The following is a 17,610-nucleotide window of genomic DNA, read 5'->3' as shown; positions in this document are numbered from 1 at the left end:
GATTGCAGTCTCCAGACCCTCGCCTCTATCTCCTCAGGCGACGGATGGAGCATTCTCCTTTTCCGAAGAAGCCATCGGCTTCACGGTCATGAGCTTGATCCCGGCGTCGGCGACCATCGCAGCCGCCTCGTCAGAAATTCTGTCGTCGGTGATGATCGTCGACACCTTGTCGAGCGCGCACAGGATCAGGCTTGAGCGCTTGGCGAACTTGCTGGAGTCGACCATGACAATCAGTTCTTCGGCCTGGCGCACCAGTTTCTGTTCGCTCTGTATGACGAGTGCGTCGGACTCCATGACGCCGAGTGCATTGATGCCCTGCGCGCCGATGAAGATGCGGCGGGCGTAGAAATTGCGGATCGCATCATTGTCGAAAGGCGACAGGATCAGGCTCTGGTCGCGATAGATCGCGCCGCCGGGTACCGAAACCGTGCATTTCGAGTGCTTCACCAGGTGCTCGGCAATGGCGAAGGAATTGGTCATCACCTGCAGGCGGCGGGCTGACATGAAATGCACCATCTGGAAGGTGGTGGTGCCGCCGTTGATGATGATCGAATCACCTTCTTCACAGAGATCGACCGCTGCGCGCGCAATTGCGCGCTTCTTGTCGATATTGACCGATTCGGAAACGCGGAAGGGGCGGGCAGCGAGATTGCCGAGCTGCGGGGGATGCACAGCCTCGGCGCCACCACGGACGCGTCTCAGCTTTCCCTGCACGTGAAGAGACGCGATATCCCGGCGGATCGTGGCTTCTGAAGCCTCGGTCAGCTCGGCAATATCCTGCACCGTGATCACAGGCTTTTCCTGGATCGCGCTCAGAATAATGCGATGGCGTTCGCGTTCGTGCATGGGGTCCTCCTGACGGTGATTTATTCGCAATGTTTTTACGCTGTCAATCATAAACGATCAAAAATAATTATATTGCATCGCACAATGAAAAGAAATGATCGAAAATGATTGACAATTGCGGGATGGCTGCGCGATACCTGCGAACAAGAAGGAGATGAGCCGTCGCCGACCGCTCATGAAAATCTGTGCAGGGAGGATGTCATGACGGGCCAGACCCGCCTTCTCGAAAACCGGTGGGATGATGCCCATGCGGCCAAGCTGGATGAGCCCGGCAAGCTTCTTTACCGTTCCAATCTATTGGGCGCTGACAAGCGCATCACCAATTACGGCGGCGGGAATACCTCTGCCAAGGTGATGGAGATCGACCCGCTGACCGGTGCGACGGTCAAGGTGCTCTGGGTCAAGGGCTCGGGCGGTGACGTCGGGACGATCAAGCTCGATGGCTTTGCGACGCTCTATCAGGAGAAGCTAGAAGCACTGAAGGGCATCTACAAGGGTGTGCATGACGAAGACCGCATGGTCGGCTTCCTGCCGCATTGCACCTTCAACCTCAATCCGCGCGCGGCCTCGATCGATACGCCACTGCATGGTTTCGTGCCGTTCACCCACGTCGATCACATGCATCCGGACGCGATCATTGCGATTGCGGCCTCGAAGAATTCGAAGGAATTGACGCAGAAGATCTTCGGTTCGGAGATCGGCTGGCTGCCCTGGCGCCGTCCCGGCTTCCAGCTCGGCCTTGATCTTGAAGCCTTCGTGAAGGCCAATCCGACCGCCAAGGGCGTCGTGCTCGAAAGCCATGGCCTGTTCACCTGGGCAAACGACGCCAAGGATTGCTACCTGCTGACGCTTGAGATCATCAACAAGGCGATCGCGTGGTTTGCCAAGGAGACCGAGGGCAAGACGATCTTCGGCGGTGCCGTATCGAAGAGCCTGCCGGCAGAGGAGCGCCGCGCGATTGCCGCTCGCCTGATGCCCGAGATCCGCGGTCGCATCGGCAAGGCAGAGCGCAAGCTCGGCCATTTCGACGACCAGGATGCCGTGCTCGAATTCCTCAATTCGAAGAACCTGCAGCCGCTGGGCAGCCTCGGTACGTCCTGCCCCGACCATTTCCTGCGCACCAAGATCCGACCGCTGATCGTCGATTTCGATCCGGCAAAGCCGGATGTCGATGCGGTTCTTGCCGGCCTGGACAAGGCGCTCGAAGCCTATCGCGCCGACTACACCCGCTACTACGAGACTTGCAAACACGACAATTCGCCTTCGATCCGCGATCCGAACCCAGTGATCTTCCTGGTTCCCGGGGTCGGCATGCTGTCCTTTGCCAAGGACAAGGCAACCGCTCGCATCGCCGGTGAGTTCTACGTCAATGCGATCAACGTCATGCGCGGCGCCTCGACGGTTTCCGAATATCAGGGACTGCCGGAGCAGGAAGCTTTCGACATCGAATACTGGCTGCTCGAAGAGGCAAAGCTGCAGCGCATGCCGAAGCCGAAGAGCCTGGCCGGTCGCGTTGCCTTCGTCACCGGCGGCGCCGGCGGCATTGGCCGGGCGACCGCCGACAGGCTTCTGGCGGAAGGTGCCTGCGTGGTGCTAGCCGATATTGATGCTGCGGCACTGGAGCAGACGGTCGCCGACTTCTCGAAGAGACATGGCGCGGATGTGGTCCGTTCCGTTCAGCTCGACGTGACACGCGAAGATGCGGTTATCCGCTCCTTCTCCGAAGCCTGCGTGGAATTCGGTGGCGTCGATATCCTCGTCTCGAATGCCGGGATCGCCTCGTCTGCGCCGGTCGAAGACACGACGCTTGCCATGTGGGACAAGAATATCAGCATCCTGGCAACCGGCTATTTCCTCGTTTCCCGCGAGGCCTTCCGCTTGTTCCGGCGTCAGAAGCTTGGCGGCAACGTCGTCTTCGTTGCCTCGAAGAACGGCCTTGCCTCTTCGCCGAATGCGTCCGCCTATTGCACGGCGAAAGCTGCCGAGATCCATCTCGCTCGCTGCCTGGCGCTCGAAGGGGCGGAAGCTGGCATCCGCGTCAACACCGTCAATCCCGATGCCGTGCTGCGCGGTTCGAAAATCTGGAACGGCGAGTGGCGCGAACAGCGCGCGGCCTCCTCGAAGATCGAAGTCACCGATCTCGAAGAGCACTACCGTAACCGCTCAATGCTGAAGCTGAATGTCTTCCCGGAAGACATTGCCGAAGCCATCTACTTCCTGGCGTCGGACCTTTCGGCCAAGTCGACCGGCAACATCATCAATGTCGATGCCGGCAACGCACAGAGCTTCACCCGCTGAAGGTCCTCCCCTACTGGCCGCGGCGCAAATGCCGCGGCGGTTTTTTCACTTCTTCAGTATGACCCAGATGGCGTGAATGATGCCGGGAATATAGCCGAGAAGTGTGAGAAGGATATTCAGCCAGAAATGCAGGCCGATACCCACCTGAAGGAAAACGCCGACCGGCGGCAGGAGGATCGCAAGCAGAATACGTAAGACGTCCATGATGACTCCAATTGTCTGGATGGTTTCAGATCAAACGCTGAACGGGCGAAAACGTTCGCGTGAGGTGGGAGGAAAGAATGCCGGAGATCAAGATAACCGCTGACTTTATTGCGGAGGAGAACGCAAAGGGCCTGGCCGCGCTGAAGAGTGACTATTCGGCCCTTGGCGAAAAACTTGCTCGCAGTGGCATGGATATCGATGCCATCACAGACAAGGTTGCCCAGTTCTTTGTCGCCGTTCCATCCTGGGGCGTCGGCACGGGAGGCACCCGTTTTGCCCGCTTCCCCGGCCAGGGCGAGCCACGCCACATCTTCGACAAGTTGGATGACTGTGGCGTAATCCAGCAACTGACACGGGCAACACCGACGGTGTCGCTGCATATTCCCTGGGATAAGGCCGATCCGAATGAGTTGAAGGCCAAAGCCGAGGTTCTTGGCCTTGGCTTTGACGCCATGAACTCCAACACGTTTTCAGATGGTGCCGATCAGGCCCATTCTTACAAATACGGCTCTCTCAGCCATGTCGACACCGCAACCCGTCGGCAGGCGATCGATCATAACATCGAATGCATCGAGATCGGTCGGGTGCTTGGATCCAAGGCTCTGACGGTCTGGATCGGTGATGGCTCCAATTTCCCCGGACAGGTGAATTTCACCAAGAGTTTCGAGCGTTATCTCGATGCGATGCGCGACATCTACAAGGCTCTGCCAGAGGACTGGCGACTGTTTACCGAACACAAGATGTATGAGCCGGCCTTCTATTCGACGGTCGTGCAGGACTGGGGCACGAATTACCTGATCGCCCAGACGCTCGGCGACAAGGCCTACTGCCTCGTCGACCTTGGGCATCATGCGCCAAACACCAATATCGAGATGATCGTCGCGCGCCTGATCCAGTTCGGCAAGCTCGGCGGCTTCCACTTCAATGATTCCAAATATGGTGATGACGATCTGGATGCCGGTTCGGTCGAGCCCTATCGCCTCTTCCTCGTCTTCAACGAATTGGTCGATGCGGAGCATCGCGGAGTCGAAGGGTTTCATCCCGCGCATATGATCGATCAGAGCCACAATGTGACGGACCCGATCGAGAGCCTGATGGCGAGTGCAAACGAGATCCGCCGGGCCTATGCTCAGGCTCTGCTGGTGGACCGCACGGCACTTTCCGCTTTCCAGGACGGGAATGATGCGCTTATGGCAACGGAAACGCTCAAGCGGGCCTATCGGACAGATGTTGAACCGATCCTTGCGGAAGCGCGACGCCGGACGGGTGGTGCGATTGATCCGGTTGCCACCTATCGTGCCAGTGGCTACCGCCTGAAGGTCGCGAATGAGCGACCGGCAGTGAAGGGTGGCTCAGGCGGTATCGTCTGATCCTTGGCTAACTTTATATCAACAAGGCCCCGGATGCTGCCATCCGGGGCCTTGCTGTTGGTCGTTTCTCCCGACGCTTGTTATAGGCTTATTCTTCGCGCTGGCCGGTAAGGGCAAGCAGAAGCTGGAACATGTTGACGAAGTTCAGATAGAGCGAGAAGGCGCCGAACACAGCGAGCTTCTGGAGGCTCTCCTGATCGTGGTTTTCGGCATACTGCTCCTTGATGTTCTGGGTGTCCCAAGCGGTCAGGCCGACGAATACGATGATACCGATCACCGAAATGGCGAACTGCAGAGCGCTGGAGCCCAGGAAGATGTTCACGATCGAAGCGATGATCACACCGATCAGACCCATGATCAGGAACGAGCCGAACTGCGACAGGTCACGCTTGGTGACATAGCCAAAGAGGCTGGTTGCGCCGAACATGGTGGCGGCAATGAAGAAGGTACGTGCGATCGAGGTTCCGGTGAAGACCAGGAAGACCGAGGCGAGCGACAGACCCATGACTGCGCAGAAGGCCCAGAATGTGGTCTGAGCGGTCGAAGCCGACATGGTCTGGATGCGGAACGAGAAGAAGAAGACGAAAGCCAGCGGTGCCAGCATCACGACCCACTTCAGCGGCGTCGAAAAGATCGGCACGTAGAGCGCCGGGGTCGAGCCGACGAAGTAGGCGATCAGACCGGTGACCACCAGGCCTGCGCCCATATAGTTGTAGACGCGCAGCATGTGCTGGCGGAGACCTTCGTCATAAAGGGCACCAGCCTGTGCCTGGCTGTTATAGCCAAAACGGTTCTGCATGGGATCCATCCTGAATTACCTCCTTGGGATGTTAGTACAGAGTACGGGCGAGCTTCCGTGCTGTGTTTGCCAGCGCGTCCGCATCATTGGTTTCAGCGATCAGGGCATAGGCGACTTCGCCGATCTGCCAGAAGGCTGCATTGGTGTTCCCTTGTTGTGTCATCAGGACATTCTGGACCGCAAAGGTGCCAGGTCTGACAGCAAACAGGGACATTCTGTTACCTTCCTCGGCCTCAACGGCGAGTTCGACACTCGGTCCGAAGGCGGAAGGGAAAATCTGTGCATCCGAGACGCGCCATTCGCCCGGAAGTTCTGGAAGCACGATGGCGGTGGCCGAGCGGATATCAGCCGGATCATAGGTTGGTGACTGGATCTGCGACGACATCTGACGACGCAGTGCCTCTGTCTGATGGGCCTTGACGGCCTCATGCACGAAATCCGGAGCCGGGACGGACGCAACAACTTCGGACACGCCCAAAGGTCCAAAGGCGCTATGGGCCATCCAGCCCGCGCCCACGAACATGGCAATCATCGCGGCACGGCGAAACACATCAAGGCTGCGGTGCCGAAGGAATGAACGTTCCAGCCGGCGGGCTGCTTCCCGCGTTTCCATGCGATTGGCACTTTGAAGGCCGGCGAGGGCAAGACGAAGCTCATCGCGGACGCGAAGATCGGCCATGACCTTCGCGGCAACATCGGGTCGCTCCGAAAGATAGGCCTCGACCTCGATGCGGCGGGCAACATCGAGCTGGTCGTCGACATAAGCGTGGAGGTCGGCCTCTACCACGGGATCATGACTGGTCATCGGGAGCAACTCCTCCAACGATACGAAGATGTGGGATTTTGCCGGCGTCGCTGTCGCCTTCGAGGGCGCGCAAGCGTGCGCGGGCGCGAGAAATGCGTGACATAAGTGTCCCGATCGGGATGCCTAGAACATCAGCAGCTTCCTGGTAGGAAAGCTCCTCGATCGCCACCAGGTGCAGCGCCTCCCGCTGTTCTTCGGGCAATGTCAGGAAGGCCTTACGGACCTGCGCAAGGCGCACGGAATGTTCCTGGTCTGCCGGGGCGACGTGTTCCAGCAGGTCAAGGCTTTCTTCTGCCCGACGATCCTGCGATCTGAGTTTTCGCAACCGGTCGATATGGGTGTTGTGGAGGATGGAGAGGAGCCAGTTGCGTGCCCCGCGCTCTGGCTGGAATGTCGACTGCCGTTCCAGTGCACGCACCAGACTGTCATGGACCAAGTCTTCCGCTTCGTCTGCGTTACGCACCAGTGACATCGCGTAGCGTCGCAGCGCAGCGAGCTGTCCGATGATGTTGAGCGGTGGTGCGACTTTCTTCATGACCTGTATACGAAAGCCATCGAAGGTTTATTCCGGTCAATCCAAATATTTTTTCTAGGGACTGATGGCCCAGCCTAACGCAGCGACGGCACCGGCTACCAATCCGCCTGAGACAGAAATCGCGATTATGCCGACCAACATCCCTGCAAGGAGTGCCAGGCCATCGCGTTCCATGAGGCCAAGCGCAATCAGCACCAAAGCTGCCACCGGCAGGAAATTGCCAAAAGGAATGGGCAAGGCGACAGCCACGGCGAGTATGAAAACCGGGATACCGCTCAAAGCATGACCAATTCGACCGGTGAGCGGTTTCATTCGTCTTGGCTGCAGAATGTATTCCAGCTTTCTGACAAGCGGTGCGGTATAGCGCACGAAGATTTCTATCACCTTGGCAGACAGGTGACGGCGTCCAAGGATTGAAGGCAGCCATATCCTCCGGTTCCCGAACATGATCTGGAACGACACAATCGCAAGGCAACTGCCGAACACCATGCCGAAGGGCCCAGGGATAGGGGTCAGGGCCGGGAGCGAGAGAATCAGGATGGTGAAAGCGATGCTGGTCCGGCCCATCGCGGACAACAGCTGGTCGATTGTCATCGATCCCTGCAATTTCGCCTGCTTGACCAGCGCTTCCAGCCGCAAAGATGCGGTCATACCCGGTCGGGGCTTGATAGTTTCCTCGGTGTCCACATCTGCTCCACAAGACTGATGTGGCGCTTATGTATGTTGCCACCAGCCACAGACAAGCAGATGACCTTCACAGGATTATGACCCGCGGGCAATCCTCCGGGCCATGCCGCGAAAGGTGTCGTCATCATCCGGTTTTTCGATGGCTCCGGCCAGAGCCAGCAGCTCGATTGGAAAGAGTACCGCCTTCCGGTTGGCATCGGACATCGGCGAGCTTTCAAAATCCCGTTCGGCACGTTGTCTTGCATCATTCATGGCAGCACCAACGTCTTCTTCCGAGAGCATGCCTTTTGCCACCATCTGGCGGATGAGGGCAAAGAGGGCCAGGTAAAGGCCCTCCAGTTGCGGGTTAGCAGTATTCATCAACTTGCCCTCGATCTACGACTTGTGCTTCGGATCATGTGTGTGATGAATGTCCCGTTCACCGCCGCCACCGGATACACGGCTATGGTCCTTGTCGTCGGGGATCGGTGGCGGCTTTTCGATGTGCAAAGGTTCTTTTGCATTCTCGTGCGATGCACCCGGGCCACCTTGACGGATGGTGGCGGGGCTCTTGGATGAAGTCGACATCAATGCCTCCTATCTGTCCTGCTGGTAACCCTGATGGGTGGTGTTGACCTTGCTGTTGCCCTGCTGGCCGATCTTGTCCGGATTGGCCTCAGCGCCACGTGCTTCACGGTCGGTCGGATCGACCTTGGCCTTGTCGCCAATGTCCTTGGGGCTTCGGTTTTCTTCCGGGATGGGTGGTAGTCGGCTGTTCATCTGCCTTCTCCTCAGTGTTCACCGATTCTGATGTGGCGCGCCCGCGCTCTTGCTTTCCGGTGCGTGAGCGTTTTTGTCCTGCTCCGCACGCTCCTGACGTTCAAGCTCGCGTTCGATCGTCTTTCGGTCGCCTTCTGGCGGGTCCGGCTGCAGTCGATGCAGTTCGGTCTTCATCGGTGCCTCCATTTGTTATCCTCTGATCTTCGAACGTCTGCCGCCCTGACCGGTTCCCCGCTGAGGCCGATTGATGGCGTCCGTGTTTGACGGAACATGGTCTTGCCTCCGCAGGTTCGGTTTCAGGCAGCTCGAACAAAGGAGGACCCGCCATGCAGGACGAGGACACAAGGCGGAAGATCGAGAAAAAGCAGGAAGTTTCCGAAAAGATCCCGCCAGAGGGGCCGCATGCCAAGGACCACCTGACGGATGAAGAAAAGACCCCTGGTACGGGATCGCTGCCTGATCGGCGCAAAGGCGAGGCTGACGTCGGACCCGACTAACCAGTTAGAAAACAGGGGCCGATCGGATTTGATCGGCCCCTGCTACATTTTGCTCAAGGTGAAGCGCTGCGGTCTAGTCCGCGTGCCGGCTTTCCTGTGCAAGCTCAAGCCGGTTGAACCGGATTGATGACCAGAGCGATACGCCGATCAGGGCAGCGCCCCCAAGCCCCGTTATCACTTCCGGAATGTGGACCAGCGTCTGGCAATACATGATCACGGAAAGGATCAGGATTGCGTAGAAGGCACCATGTTCAAGATAGCGATACTCAGCCAGAGTGCCTTTTTCTACAAGCATGATCGTCATGGAGCGGACATACATGGCGCCGATGCCGAGGCCAATCGCGATGATGAAGAGGTTCTGGGTGAGGGCGAAAGCACCAATCACGCCGTCGAATGAGAAACTGGCATCGAGGACTTCAAGATAGATGAAAGCGCCAAGGCCACCTTTTGCGGCCTCTGCCAGTGTTTTCTGGGAGGCATCAAGAAGGCCGCCTATGACTTCAACGGCGAGGAAGGTGAGCAGACCGTAAATCGCCGAATAGACGAAGGTTGTCGCCTCTTCGCCTTCAAGCAGGTTTGAGAACAGGAGTATGAGCAGAAGCACCAGGGCGATTTCGATCCCCTTGATGGAGGCCGATCGCGCCATATGGCTTTCGAGCCATTCGATCCAGTGGATGTCCTTCTCATGGTCGAAGAAATAGGTGAGCCCCACCATCATCAGGAAGGTGCCGCCGAAAGCCGCGATCGGAAGATGGGCATCATTCATGATCCGCGCATATTCTGCCGGTTCACGTGCCGCGAGTAGCACCGCGTCGATCGGCCCAATGCCAGCGGCTATGACCACGATGAGAAGCGGGAAGAAAATGCGCATGCCGAAAACGGCAATCAATATGCCCCAGGTCAGGAACCGCTGCTGCCAGACCGGTGTCATGTCCTTGAGCTTGTTGGCATTGACGATCGCGTTGTCGAAGGAAAGCGAGATTTCCAATACTGCAAGGACGGCACAGATGAAGAACACCGTCGCCATTCCGTCAAGGGTGCCGGAGATCTGCCAGCCAAGGACTGCGCCGAGTATGAGGCCGATGGCCGTGACGATAAATGCCCACCTGAAATAGGTCAGGGAGGATTTGTCGGTTCCCAGGGTAGCGGGCTGGCTCATTGTCTTGCCTCCCTGAGACGCGGAAATTCTCTTGCGCATGGTGATGTGCGGTGCGCCCTGCACGCATCCGCCTGATGGATGTTCTGGATTGTCATTTGCGTGAATCCGCCGGCTTCTTGCTGGCGGTACCGACATCGCGAGAGCGCCGTGCGAACTCTCGCCAGAGGGGCCCGGCACCTGGTTTGATCGCAACGGCCGCTGAACTCCGTTTCGAACACATTCTTGTTACCAAAGCTTCGGCGAAGGTCAAGGTTGACGCGTCTAATGGCGGCCAGATTGTCAACGGAACGCGAAGACACATCCTCATTTGTTGCCCCAATCGCATCCTTTGGCCCGGTTTGGCGTTAGGAATCTGGAAGCCAAATGCAGGAAGACTAATGGACGCCTTCAACTTGAAACGTTTCCTGTCGCCACAGGATGCCGTCATCACGGCCGTCATGTCGGAGCTTCTCGCCGGCACAAAGTCCAGTCACTGGATGTGGTTTATATTTCCGCAAATGCGCGGACTGGGCACCTCCCAGACAGCTCAGTTCTATGGGATTCGCTCCCTGACGGAGGCCCAAGCCTATCTTCGGCATCCGGTGCTTGGCGAGCGGTTGCGATTATGCACCAGAACCGTTCTGTTAATTGACGGGTCCTCGGCGCGCGAGATCTTTGGGGTGCCGGATGACATGAAATTTCGCTCATCGATGACATTATTCGATGCAGCTGAAGGCGGTAGCGGCGATCATCTCTACCGTCTTGCGCTCGAGCGCTTCTTCAACGGTCATCAGGATCAATTGACGCTTCGACTTCTCGAAAACACTCATTCCGCACCGTGATTATTGGATGAATAGCCAGAGCGTTGCTGACCGTACACAGGTCGTCCGCTCTTTGGACAATGTGGTCAAGCATGTCTGCAGACAGCTCACCGGTTACGACTATATCCGCGTATATGGCGCTGAGCCTGCTCTTGTCGGCGGCATCCTTCTCAGCCGTCACATCCACGGTGACTTCGGTCAGGTAGGAGTTTTGGCCATGTTCGCGGGCCGCTATCCGCACGCTCATTGAAAGGCAGGATGCAAGTGCGGCCAATAACAAATCAAGGGGGTTGAAGCCTGCTTCTTCCGCTCCCGTGGCGATACGAATCTCGCCGCCGGTTCTCGATCGGATGTGAGGGTAGCCACGCGCTCCGAGAGTGGCCACCGCTCCGATTGGTCGATCCTTGCCAACAGCCATGCGCTGTCCCCCTCATCTCAAACGCCTGGAGGCTAGACTTTGCGCTACGCCGCAAGCAAGTGCGTTATTCAGATGCTGTTGCCGATGCGGGCAGTGCCGGTCTGGCCGTTGTCGCGGGTCCATTTGAGCCGGGTCTGATCAATGCGTTGCAGTTCGAAGCACATGGCAGCGCCGCGATACCAACTCGTGAACTGTTGGCAAAGCCTGTCACCATTGATCCACCAGCGACCTGTGTCGTTTGGCTTGGCAAAACGACCCAACCCCAAGGCTTCACCCGATCCATCGACTTTCCCGTCTCGGCGGTAGTTCAAGGGAAATTCGCCGCCAAATGGTGTGGCGAGGTAGATACGCTTGCCGATGATATCCGACTTGATGTCATCGGCTGTAAAGCGTTCCGTTGCCAGTGCTGCCGGCACTGAAAGCATGATTGCAAACAGAGCCAATAAGGTTTTCCTCACATATTCGAGCATGCTTCGATCTCCCGTCCATGGAGTTTTGAACATTGCGCTCAGATACGTGTGATCCTCGTCTGCGGATCATCATGTCTTTGATGGACCCTGGTCCCGGCGCGGGCCTGTGAACTCACGCGCCTGGTCCAGTATCCAATGAGAAAATGCAGTGGCCGGGCCATAAGCCATCTTTGAGAGCGGTCGGACCAGATAGTAGGCACTGGAGCTTTTGACTTCATGGTTCCAGGCGCGAACGAGTTGGCCGTTTTCCAGTTCCGGCTCGATCAGGAAGGTTGGGACAAGGGCGATACCGAGCCCTGCAAGGCAGGCCTGCACGACATTGGAGAATTGTTCAAAGCGCATGCCGCCGCCGCGCCCGCCCGCTATGTCGAGGCTATCAAACCAGTGTTCCCAGGCCCTCGGTCGGGAGGCCATGTCGAAAAGCGGCTTGCTCAACAGGTCCTGTGGGCTTGCGATCGGGTTTTCTGCGAGGAAGCTCGGGCTGCAAACGGGCACGACGAATTCCTGCATCAGGAACTGACATTCGGTTCCGGGCCAGTTCGGCTCGCCGATATGGATGGCAGCGTCGAGCCCTGATCCCTCAAACTCGAATTGTCCTATACGGGTTGCGAAATCGATGATGACAGCGGGGTTGCGCTTTAGGAAATCGGGAATGCGCGGCATCAGCCAGCGGGTGCCAAATGTCGGCAGTATTGCAAGACGCAGGTGTGTGTCGTCACGGGTTGCCATGGCCTCCAGCGAGAGCGTACGGATTGTCGCCAGCGCATCGCCGATCCCCTTTGCATAGGTTTGGCCGATCGCCGTCAATTCGACGCCGCGATTGGTGCGCTCAAAAAGCTTCACGCCCAGCTGGTCTTCCAGCAGACTGATCTGTCGGGAAATGGCACCTTGTGTCAGAGCCAGTTCGTTTGCCGCAGCCGAGAAGCTGCCAAGCTTCGCGACGGAATCGAAGGCGGCGAGTGCACTGGTGGAAGGCAGGAAGCGGCGTTGATGAGTGAGCATCCGTTATGAATAGACCTGATGGCCACATGAGTAAACATGGCTTGTAATTGGTTTTGTTATGAGCAAACTGCGGGTCAAATCGAAAAGGAATTGATTGATGAGCGAAATGCGCCCCTTCTCCTGGTCCGACCCTTTCCTGATGGCTGACATGCTGAATGAAGACGAACGCATGATTCAGCAAGCAGCTCACGACTTTGCCCAAGGCGAACTCATGCCGCGTGTCAGCGAAGCCTATCTTGAGGAGACTGTTGCGCCGGAATTGTTCCGGATGATGGGGCAGGCCGGGCTTCTTGGTGTCACTCTTCCGGAAAAGTATGGAGCAGCCGGGGCAAGTTATGTCTCCTACGGTCTCGTGGCGCGTGAAGTTGAGCGCGTTGATTCCGGTTACCGTTCGATGATGAGCGTTCAGTCGTCCCTGGTGATCTATCCGATCCATGCCTACGGCTCCGAAGAGCAAAAGGACAAGTATCTGCCGGGTCTCGTTTCCGGTGAGCTGATCGGTTGCTTTGGCCTCACTGAACCTGATGCCGGCTCAGATCCCGGAGGCATGAAAACCCGGGCGGAGAAGATCGAGGGCGGCTATCGGCTGCGCGGATCGAAGATGTGGATCTCGAATTCGCCGATTGCAGATGTCTTTGTCGTCTGGGCGAAGTCCGAGGCGCATGGTGGCGACATCCGCGGCTTCATTCTTGAGAAGGGGATGAAGGGGCTTTCAGCACCGAAGATCGGCGGCAAGCTTTCCCTGCGCGCCTCCGTGACGGGCGAAATCGTGATGGATGGTGTCGAGGTCGGAGAAGACGCTCTGCTGCCGAATGTATCGGGTCTCAAAGGTCCTTTTGGCTGCCTTAATCGCGCACGCTATGGCATTGCCTGGGGCGTTCTGGGCGCTGCCGAAGATTGCTGGCACCGCGCGCGCCAATATGGCCTTGATCGCAAACAGTTCGGCAAACCGCTTGCCGGTACGCAGCTTTTCCAGAAGAAGCTTGCTGACATGCAGACAGAGATTTCGCTGGGCCTGCTTGGATCATTGCGGGTCGGGCGCCTGATGGATGAACATCAGTTTGCGCCAGAGATGATCTCCATCGTCAAGCGTAACAATTGCGGCAAGGCGCTTGATGTCGCCCGAATGGCCCGAGATATGCACGGCGGAAATGGTATTCAGATCGAGTATCACGTTATGCGCCATGCGCAGAACCTCGAAACGGTGAATACATATGAAGGAACCCATGATGTGCATGCGCTGATTCTTGGTCGTGCACAGACTGGAATTCAGGCGTTCTTCTAACAGCAAGGGCCTACCAGAGTAATTTTGCCCCGTCACTTATTGCGGGTTTCAGGGGCAAATTGTTACATTATTGCGGCATTCATCAAAAACAGTCTCCTCAATTCAGTCTTTCCCTCTCGATCTTGCCTAGTTTTTCTGCCTAATTTGTTGCCATACACTGGTGGCATGGCGGTTATGCCAAGCAGGGCGAGCGAGTGGATTGGTTCACGGCGCTTCGTGATGGGGGACCTGAATGTATACGATATATGTTCTGAACGATGCGGACCTGGACCAGTTCCGTGAGGAGTTTTCTTGGCTGAACTTCCCGCCCACTGTTTGCCAAGTCAGTGTATACCTTGGTGACCTTGGAGATGTGGCGCGTGTTGAAGCCTGTACCCGCGGTGCTCAAGGGGAATTGCTAGAGTACGATATTGATGCGTTGGGTGGGCGTACCATGCTGGGGCTGTTGCGTTTTGCTCCGCGTGGAACGAAGCTGACGGATGACTGTCCTGAAGAAGTGTTGGTTCGTGAGCTGCTGGAGCGCCTGCCCATCGCGGATGGAAGCAAATCCCTTCAAGATGTTAATCTGGAGCGACGATCCCTACTCGACAAAGCCTATGCGCGGATACTCGAAATCGCGGACGAAAAGTTCTGTGAGGCGATTCAAGAATCCGACAGTGCTGTCGAGAAAAATCGTCTGGAACGAATCCGCCAATCCCTGCCGGCCAGCATTGCCGAGGTCAAGGACGCTCATCGTGGGCTTTTTGTCGAGATTGATCTCTGGCGCCTCGTAGCGATTGTCAGGGATGAATATTCTTTGCCAGCTGACTATGATCCAGTCGTGATTGATCCCGATTCCAAGGTGCCGAAATCCAGGGCGTCTGCTCTTGAGGTCGCGACCCAAGCCGATCCGATCATTGAGGCCATTTTCGATCTATCGCCTGTTGCATTCTCGATTTCAACCATCGGCGAGAAACGCTCACGCTATGTCCGGGTCAACCGTAAGTATCTTGAACTTATTGGCAAGAATTGGGACGAGCTCGCGGGTAGTGAGATGGTTTCCTCCGGCGTCGTTGTCGACAGCGATGACGGTCGTGCGGAGCGCTTGGCAATGCTTGATTCTGAAGGTGGCTATAGTGGCAAGAAAGCACAGATCCGTAATGCCAGAGGTGAGATCATTCCCGTGATCATATCTGCACGTCGACTTTTTCTCAGTGGCCAGTTCTATGATTTTGAAGTTCTGGTCCCGGAAAAGGAAACCTAATCGCGCCGAAGGAGGGTGAATGATCGTCCCTGCATGGCGATCGCTTCGCCCTCAGCGATGATGTCTCCACTTCGATCGACTGACTCTGTCGAGATTTCCAATCTCCATCTTGATCCACCCGTCTTCGGTGTCCGAAAGTTGATTGCCTCGGCTTGAGGATTGAACAGCATGAGCACCTCTGTCCATTCCTCTGGTGCGTCACGCAAGTCCGGACGCAAGAGCCTGAGGGCTAGCGGATTGCCATCAAGCCAGTGTTCCGGGCGCTGATGGCCGCCCTTTACATTGAACCAATCGATGATGAGCCCATCTCGCCAATCGGAGCGACGTAGCAGAGGTTGTGCCTTGCGGAGTGCGATCAGACGCCTGGTGAAGTCCCGCAAATCTTCGCAGGACTGAGGCAGGCCTTCCCAATGAAGCCAACTCAGTTCGTTGTCCTGGCAGTAGCTGTTGTTATTGCCCAACTGAGAACGGCCAAATTCATCTCCGCCCAAAAGCATGGGAGTACCGTGAGAGAAAAAGAGCGTGGCGAGAAAATTCCGCTTCTGGCGTTCGCGTAGCTCAATGATGTCGGTATTGTCGGTCGGCCCCTCAGCGCCATAGTTGTGACTTAGATTGTGATTGTGGCCATCGTTGTTGTCTTCACCATTCGCCTCGTTGTGCTTCTGATCATAGGAGACGAGGTCGTTCAGTGTGTAACCGTCGTGGGCCGTCACGAAGTTCACGCTGGCCCAGGGGCGGCGGCCCCTCTGGTCATAGATGTCTCCGGAGCCGAGCAGGCGGGCCGCGAAGTCCGGCGCGGAATTCTCGCCATTGAGCCAGTATTCGCGCGTAGAGTCGCGATATTTGTCATTCCATTCCGCCCAACCAGGCGGAAAGCCGCCAACCTGGTAACCGCCTGGGCCAATGTCCCAGGGCTCACCGATCAGCTTGACCCGTGAGAGTACCGGATCCTGTGCCACTGCATCGAAGAAGCCTCCCCGCTGATCGAAGCCGCCCGGTTCGCGCCCCAGGATGGTGCCGAGATCGAAGCGAAAGCCATCTACATGCATCTCTTCCGCCCAGTAGCGGAGGGAATCCATGATCATCTGCAGGACGCGGGGATGGGATGTATTGATCGTGTTTCCGGTGCCCGTGTCATTGATGTAGTAGCGGTGATTGTCCGGCAGAGTGCGGTAGTAGGAGAAATTGTCGATGCCCTTGAAGGAAAGCGTCGGACCGAGCTCATTTCCTTCCGCAGTGTGGTTATAAACCACGTCAAGGATCACCTCGATCCCGGCATCGTGAAAGGCGCGGACCATTTCCCGGAAACCTGCCAAGCCTTTCGGCCCATAATAGCGACTGGCCGGCGAGAAGAAGCCTAGGGTGTTATAGCCCCAGTAATTGGCAAGCCCCTTTTCGCGAAGATGCCCGTCGTCGGGGAACGAATGAACTGGCATCAGTTCGACAGAGGTGATGCCGAGGCTGCGGATGTAATCAACAGCAGCCTTGTGTCCAAGGCCGTCAAATGTGCCGCGCAGCTCGGCGGGAATTGCCGGATTCAGTTGCGTGAAACCCTTCACATGGGTTTCGTAGACAATCGCGTCTGCCCAAGGGATACGATTGAACACCTTTGGCTCAATGCTCGCTGCCGGGTCGATTATCCGACATTTCGGCATAAAGGGGCCGCTGTCGATCGTGCTGAAGGAAAGATCCTTGTCCGCTGCGTCGAGATCGTAACCAAAATGCGCTTTGCTCCAGTTTATTCCGCCAACGATCTCCCGAGCATACGGGTCGAGCAGCAGCTTGTTCGCGTTGAAGCGATGGCCATTGACGGGATCATGTGGGCCATGGACCCGATAACCATAAAGCATACCGGGTTTCACCTCCGGCAGGTATGCGTGCCAGACCTCATTGGTGTATTCCCGAAGCTCAACGCGGGTGATTTCTGTCTCGCCGCTGTCGTCGTAGAGGCAGAGCTCGACCCTGTCCGCATGGGCTGAAAAGAGAGCGAAGTTGGTGCCTTCTCCGTTGTAGATGGCTCCAAGGCGTTGCCATTCGCCGGCCTCGACCGACCACTGCTTGCTGCTGGCGTCCATGCGTTCCCCCGTATTCAGCGTGACCACCATCAATTCCCATCCTCCCTGATTGTTCCCGATGCAGGCGATGAAGCAACCGGCTGGCGAGACAGTGCTGAGGTGGAACCCTTCGGTATCCCACAAGTTTTCAGGTCATACCAATCATCAGGCCAGGATACCGAGCAATGCCCGCAAAATCGAAAGCACAGCAGAAGGCGGCCGGTGCCGCTCTTTCAGCGAAACGGGGAGATACGAAGAAGAGCGACCTTAAGGGAGCCTCCCGGAGCATGGTGGAAAGCATGTCGGAGAAGGAGTTGGAAGAGATGGCCTCCACGAGCCGTAAAGGCAAACCCGCGCACGTATCGCACAAGTGATAAGG

General features: G+C 57.1%; 22 protein-coding genes. 7 read left to right on the top strand and 15 right to left on the bottom strand.

Annotation, left to right across the window (positions count from 1 at the left end; all coding sequences use genetic code 11):
- Positions 1–33: 33 nt before the first annotated feature.
- On the bottom strand, positions 34–846 hold the full coding sequence (locus FE840_RS01040) for a DeoR/GlpR family DNA-binding transcription regulator (RefSeq protein ID WP_138288853.1): 813 nt from the start codon (positions 844–846) through the stop codon (positions 34–36).
- A gap of 201 nt (positions 847–1,047) precedes the next feature.
- Between FE840_RS01040 and FE840_RS01035 the strand changes: the two genes are divergently transcribed.
- Positions 1,048–3,144 carry a bifunctional rhamnulose-1-phosphate aldolase/short-chain dehydrogenase gene (locus FE840_RS01035; protein ID WP_138288854.1) on the top strand — a complete coding sequence of 699 codons (2,097 nt, stop codon included), beginning with the start codon at positions 1,048–1,050 and terminating at the stop codon, positions 3,142–3,144.
- Between the two features lie 45 nt (positions 3,145–3,189).
- Here the strand turns inward: FE840_RS01035 and FE840_RS01030 are convergent, their stop codons facing one another.
- On the bottom strand, positions 3,190–3,348 hold the full coding sequence (locus tag FE840_RS01030; RefSeq protein WP_138288855.1) for a YqaE/Pmp3 family membrane protein: 159 nt from the start codon (positions 3,346–3,348) through the stop codon (positions 3,190–3,192).
- Positions 3,349–3,425: 77 nt separating this feature from the next.
- Here FE840_RS01030 and rhaI point away from each other — a divergent pair, with 77 nt between their 5' ends.
- A complete protein-coding gene (gene rhaI, locus FE840_RS01025) occupies positions 3,426–4,718 on the top strand; it encodes an L-rhamnose catabolism isomerase (protein ID WP_138288856.1) in 1,293 nt (430 codons plus the stop codon).
- Between the two features lie 88 nt (positions 4,719–4,806).
- On the opposite strand, the gene FE840_RS01020 is transcribed toward rhaI, so the two are convergent.
- The 8 genes from FE840_RS01020 to FE840_RS00985 all read right to left on the bottom strand — a co-directional run bounded on the left by FE840_RS01020 (position 4,807) and on the right by FE840_RS00985 (position 8,477).
- Positions 4,807–5,526, bottom strand: coding sequence for a Bax inhibitor-1/YccA family protein (locus tag FE840_RS01020; RefSeq protein ID WP_138288857.1), 720 nt, complete (start codon positions 5,524–5,526; stop codon positions 4,807–4,809).
- A gap of 22 nt (positions 5,527–5,548) precedes the next feature.
- Complete coding sequence (locus FE840_RS01015; protein WP_138288858.1) at positions 5,549–6,322, bottom strand: anti-sigma factor family protein; 774 nt, start codon at positions 6,320–6,322, stop codon at positions 5,549–5,551.
- Positions 6,309–6,857, bottom strand: a complete 549-nt coding sequence (locus FE840_RS01010; protein ID WP_138288859.1) for a sigma-70 family RNA polymerase sigma factor — start codon at positions 6,855–6,857, stop codon at positions 6,309–6,311. Before FE840_RS01010 ends, FE840_RS01015 begins: the two co-directional genes overlap by 14 nt.
- Positions 6,858–6,911: 54 nt before the next feature.
- The gene (locus FE840_RS01005; RefSeq protein ID WP_246318818.1) at positions 6,912–7,544 is read right to left on the bottom strand and encodes an exopolysaccharide biosynthesis protein; all 633 of its coding nucleotides are present in this window, start codon (positions 7,542–7,544) and stop codon (positions 6,912–6,914) included.
- A gap of 75 nt (positions 7,545–7,619) precedes the next feature.
- Complete coding sequence (locus FE840_RS01000; RefSeq protein WP_138288861.1) at positions 7,620–7,904, bottom strand: hypothetical protein; 285 nt, start codon at positions 7,902–7,904, stop codon at positions 7,620–7,622.
- 15 nt (positions 7,905–7,919) lie between these two features.
- Positions 7,920–8,111: a hypothetical protein gene (locus tag FE840_RS00995; protein WP_138288862.1), complete on the bottom strand. Its 192-nt coding sequence runs from the start codon at positions 8,109–8,111 to the stop codon at positions 7,920–7,922.
- A 9-nt stretch (positions 8,112–8,120) separates the two neighbouring features.
- Complete coding sequence (locus FE840_RS00990; RefSeq protein WP_138288863.1) at positions 8,121–8,303, bottom strand: hypothetical protein; 183 nt, start codon at positions 8,301–8,303, stop codon at positions 8,121–8,123.
- An 18-nt stretch (positions 8,304–8,321) separates the two neighbouring features.
- A complete protein-coding gene (locus FE840_RS00985) occupies positions 8,322–8,477 on the bottom strand; it encodes a hypothetical protein (RefSeq protein WP_171033787.1) in 156 nt (51 codons plus the stop codon).
- 152 nt (positions 8,478–8,629) lie between these two features.
- On the opposite strand from FE840_RS00985, the gene FE840_RS00980 reads away from it, so the two are divergent.
- A complete protein-coding gene (locus FE840_RS00980) occupies positions 8,630–8,800 on the top strand; it encodes a hypothetical protein (RefSeq protein WP_171033788.1) in 171 nt (56 codons plus the stop codon).
- Between the two features lie 73 nt (positions 8,801–8,873).
- Here the strand turns inward: FE840_RS00980 and FE840_RS00975 are convergent, their stop codons facing one another.
- A complete protein-coding gene (locus FE840_RS00975; protein ID WP_138288864.1) occupies positions 8,874–9,959 on the bottom strand; it encodes a DUF475 domain-containing protein in 1,086 nt (361 codons plus the stop codon).
- 74 nt (positions 9,960–10,033) lie between these two features.
- Between FE840_RS00975 and FE840_RS21095 the strand changes: the two genes are divergently transcribed.
- Entirely contained in the window at positions 10,034–10,780 is a 747-nt protein-coding gene (locus FE840_RS21095; protein WP_343058625.1) for a DUF1810 domain-containing protein, read from the top strand.
- Here FE840_RS21095 and FE840_RS00965 read toward each other — a convergent pair.
- From FE840_RS00965 to FE840_RS00955, 3 genes are all read right to left on the bottom strand, one after another.
- Positions 10,719–11,177, bottom strand: a complete 459-nt coding sequence (locus tag FE840_RS00965; RefSeq protein ID WP_138288865.1) for an OsmC family protein — start codon at positions 11,175–11,177, stop codon at positions 10,719–10,721. The genes FE840_RS21095 and FE840_RS00965 overlap by 62 nt on opposite strands.
- Before the next feature lie 68 nt (positions 11,178–11,245).
- Positions 11,246–11,602, bottom strand: coding sequence for a hypothetical protein (locus tag FE840_RS00960; protein WP_246318876.1), 357 nt, complete (start codon positions 11,600–11,602; stop codon positions 11,246–11,248).
- Positions 11,603–11,716: 114 nt separating this feature from the next.
- Positions 11,717–12,649, bottom strand: coding sequence for a LysR family transcriptional regulator (locus FE840_RS00955; RefSeq protein ID WP_138288867.1), 933 nt, complete (start codon positions 12,647–12,649; stop codon positions 11,717–11,719).
- Between the two features lie 97 nt (positions 12,650–12,746).
- On the opposite strand from FE840_RS00955, the gene FE840_RS00950 reads away from it, so the two are divergent.
- Positions 12,747–13,934: an acyl-CoA dehydrogenase gene (locus tag FE840_RS00950; protein ID WP_138288868.1), complete on the top strand. Its 1,188-nt coding sequence runs from the start codon at positions 12,747–12,749 to the stop codon at positions 13,932–13,934.
- A gap of 232 nt (positions 13,935–14,166) precedes the next feature.
- Positions 14,167–15,177 (top strand): diguanylate cyclase, encoded by a 1,011-nt coding sequence (locus tag FE840_RS00945; RefSeq protein ID WP_138288869.1) that lies wholly within the window; start codon positions 14,167–14,169, stop codon positions 15,175–15,177.
- On the opposite strand, the gene glgX is transcribed toward FE840_RS00945, so the two are convergent.
- Positions 15,174–17,282: a glycogen debranching protein GlgX gene (gene glgX, locus FE840_RS00940; protein ID WP_425502152.1), complete on the bottom strand. Its 2,109-nt coding sequence runs from the start codon at positions 17,280–17,282 to the stop codon at positions 15,174–15,176. The two genes, FE840_RS00945 and glgX, sit on opposite strands and share 4 nt — an antisense overlap.
- A 134-nt stretch (positions 17,283–17,416) precedes the next feature.
- Here glgX and FE840_RS00935 point away from each other — a divergent pair, with 134 nt between their 5' ends.
- Positions 17,417–17,605, top strand: coding sequence for a DUF3008 family protein (locus tag FE840_RS00935; RefSeq protein WP_138288870.1), 189 nt, complete (start codon positions 17,417–17,419; stop codon positions 17,603–17,605).
- Positions 17,606–17,610 lie beyond the last annotated feature (5 nt).

Source organism: Peteryoungia desertarenae, assembly GCF_005860795.2.
Classification (GTDB): Bacteria; Pseudomonadota; Alphaproteobacteria; order Rhizobiales; family Rhizobiaceae; genus Allorhizobium; species Allorhizobium desertarenae.
Note: the sequence above shows the minus strand (reverse complement) of the source record. Positions and strands in the feature narration are given on the sequence as shown.

Excerpts from the sequence above, each read along its gene's own strand:
- FE840_RS01040 (WP_138288853.1), bottom strand. The coding sequence starts at position 846 with ATGCACGAACGCGAACGCCATCGCATTATTCTGAGCGCGATCCAGGAA.
- FE840_RS01035 (WP_138288854.1), top strand. The coding sequence starts at position 1,048 with ATGACGGGCCAGACCCGCCTTCTCGAAAACCGGTGGGATGATGCCCAT.
- FE840_RS01030 (WP_138288855.1), bottom strand. The coding sequence starts at position 3,348 with ATGGACGTCTTACGTATTCTGCTTGCGATCCTCCTGCCGCCGGTCGGC.
- rhaI (WP_138288856.1), top strand. The coding sequence starts at position 3,426 with ATGCCGGAGATCAAGATAACCGCTGACTTTATTGCGGAGGAGAACGCA.
- FE840_RS01020 (WP_138288857.1), bottom strand. The coding sequence starts at position 5,526 with ATGGATCCCATGCAGAACCGTTTTGGCTATAACAGCCAGGCACAGGCT.
- FE840_RS01015 (WP_138288858.1), bottom strand. The coding sequence starts at position 6,322 with ATGACCAGTCATGATCCCGTGGTAGAGGCCGACCTCCACGCTTATGTC.
- FE840_RS01010 (WP_138288859.1), bottom strand. The coding sequence starts at position 6,857 with ATGAAGAAAGTCGCACCACCGCTCAACATCATCGGACAGCTCGCTGCG.
- FE840_RS01000 (WP_138288861.1), bottom strand. The coding sequence starts at position 7,904 with ATGAATACTGCTAACCCGCAACTGGAGGGCCTTTACCTGGCCCTCTTT.
- FE840_RS00995 (WP_138288862.1), bottom strand. The coding sequence starts at position 8,111 with ATGTCGACTTCATCCAAGAGCCCCGCCACCATCCGTCAAGGTGGCCCG.
- FE840_RS00990 (WP_138288863.1), bottom strand. The coding sequence starts at position 8,303 with ATGAACAGCCGACTACCACCCATCCCGGAAGAAAACCGAAGCCCCAAG.
- FE840_RS00985 (WP_171033787.1), bottom strand. The coding sequence starts at position 8,477 with ATGAAGACCGAACTGCATCGACTGCAGCCGGACCCGCCAGAAGGCGAC.
- FE840_RS00980 (WP_171033788.1), top strand. The coding sequence starts at position 8,630 with ATGCAGGACGAGGACACAAGGCGGAAGATCGAGAAAAAGCAGGAAGTT.
- FE840_RS00975 (WP_138288864.1), bottom strand. The coding sequence starts at position 9,959 with ATGAGCCAGCCCGCTACCCTGGGAACCGACAAATCCTCCCTGACCTAT.
- FE840_RS21095 (WP_343058625.1), top strand. The coding sequence starts at position 10,034 with ATGGATGTTCTGGATTGTCATTTGCGTGAATCCGCCGGCTTCTTGCTG.
- FE840_RS00965 (WP_138288865.1), bottom strand. The coding sequence starts at position 11,177 with ATGGCTGTTGGCAAGGATCGACCAATCGGAGCGGTGGCCACTCTCGGA.
- FE840_RS00960 (WP_246318876.1), bottom strand. The coding sequence starts at position 11,602 with ATGCTTTCAGTGCCGGCAGCACTGGCAACGGAACGCTTTACAGCCGAT.
- FE840_RS00955 (WP_138288867.1), bottom strand. The coding sequence starts at position 12,649 with ATGCTCACTCATCAACGCCGCTTCCTGCCTTCCACCAGTGCACTCGCC.
- FE840_RS00950 (WP_138288868.1), top strand. The coding sequence starts at position 12,747 with ATGAGCGAAATGCGCCCCTTCTCCTGGTCCGACCCTTTCCTGATGGCT.
- FE840_RS00945 (WP_138288869.1), top strand. The coding sequence starts at position 14,167 with ATGTATACGATATATGTTCTGAACGATGCGGACCTGGACCAGTTCCGT.
- glgX (WP_425502152.1), bottom strand. The coding sequence starts at position 17,282 with ATGGTGGTCACGCTGAATACGGGGGAACGCATGGACGCCAGCAGCAAG.
- FE840_RS00935 (WP_138288870.1), top strand. The coding sequence starts at position 17,417 with ATGCCCGCAAAATCGAAAGCACAGCAGAAGGCGGCCGGTGCCGCTCTT.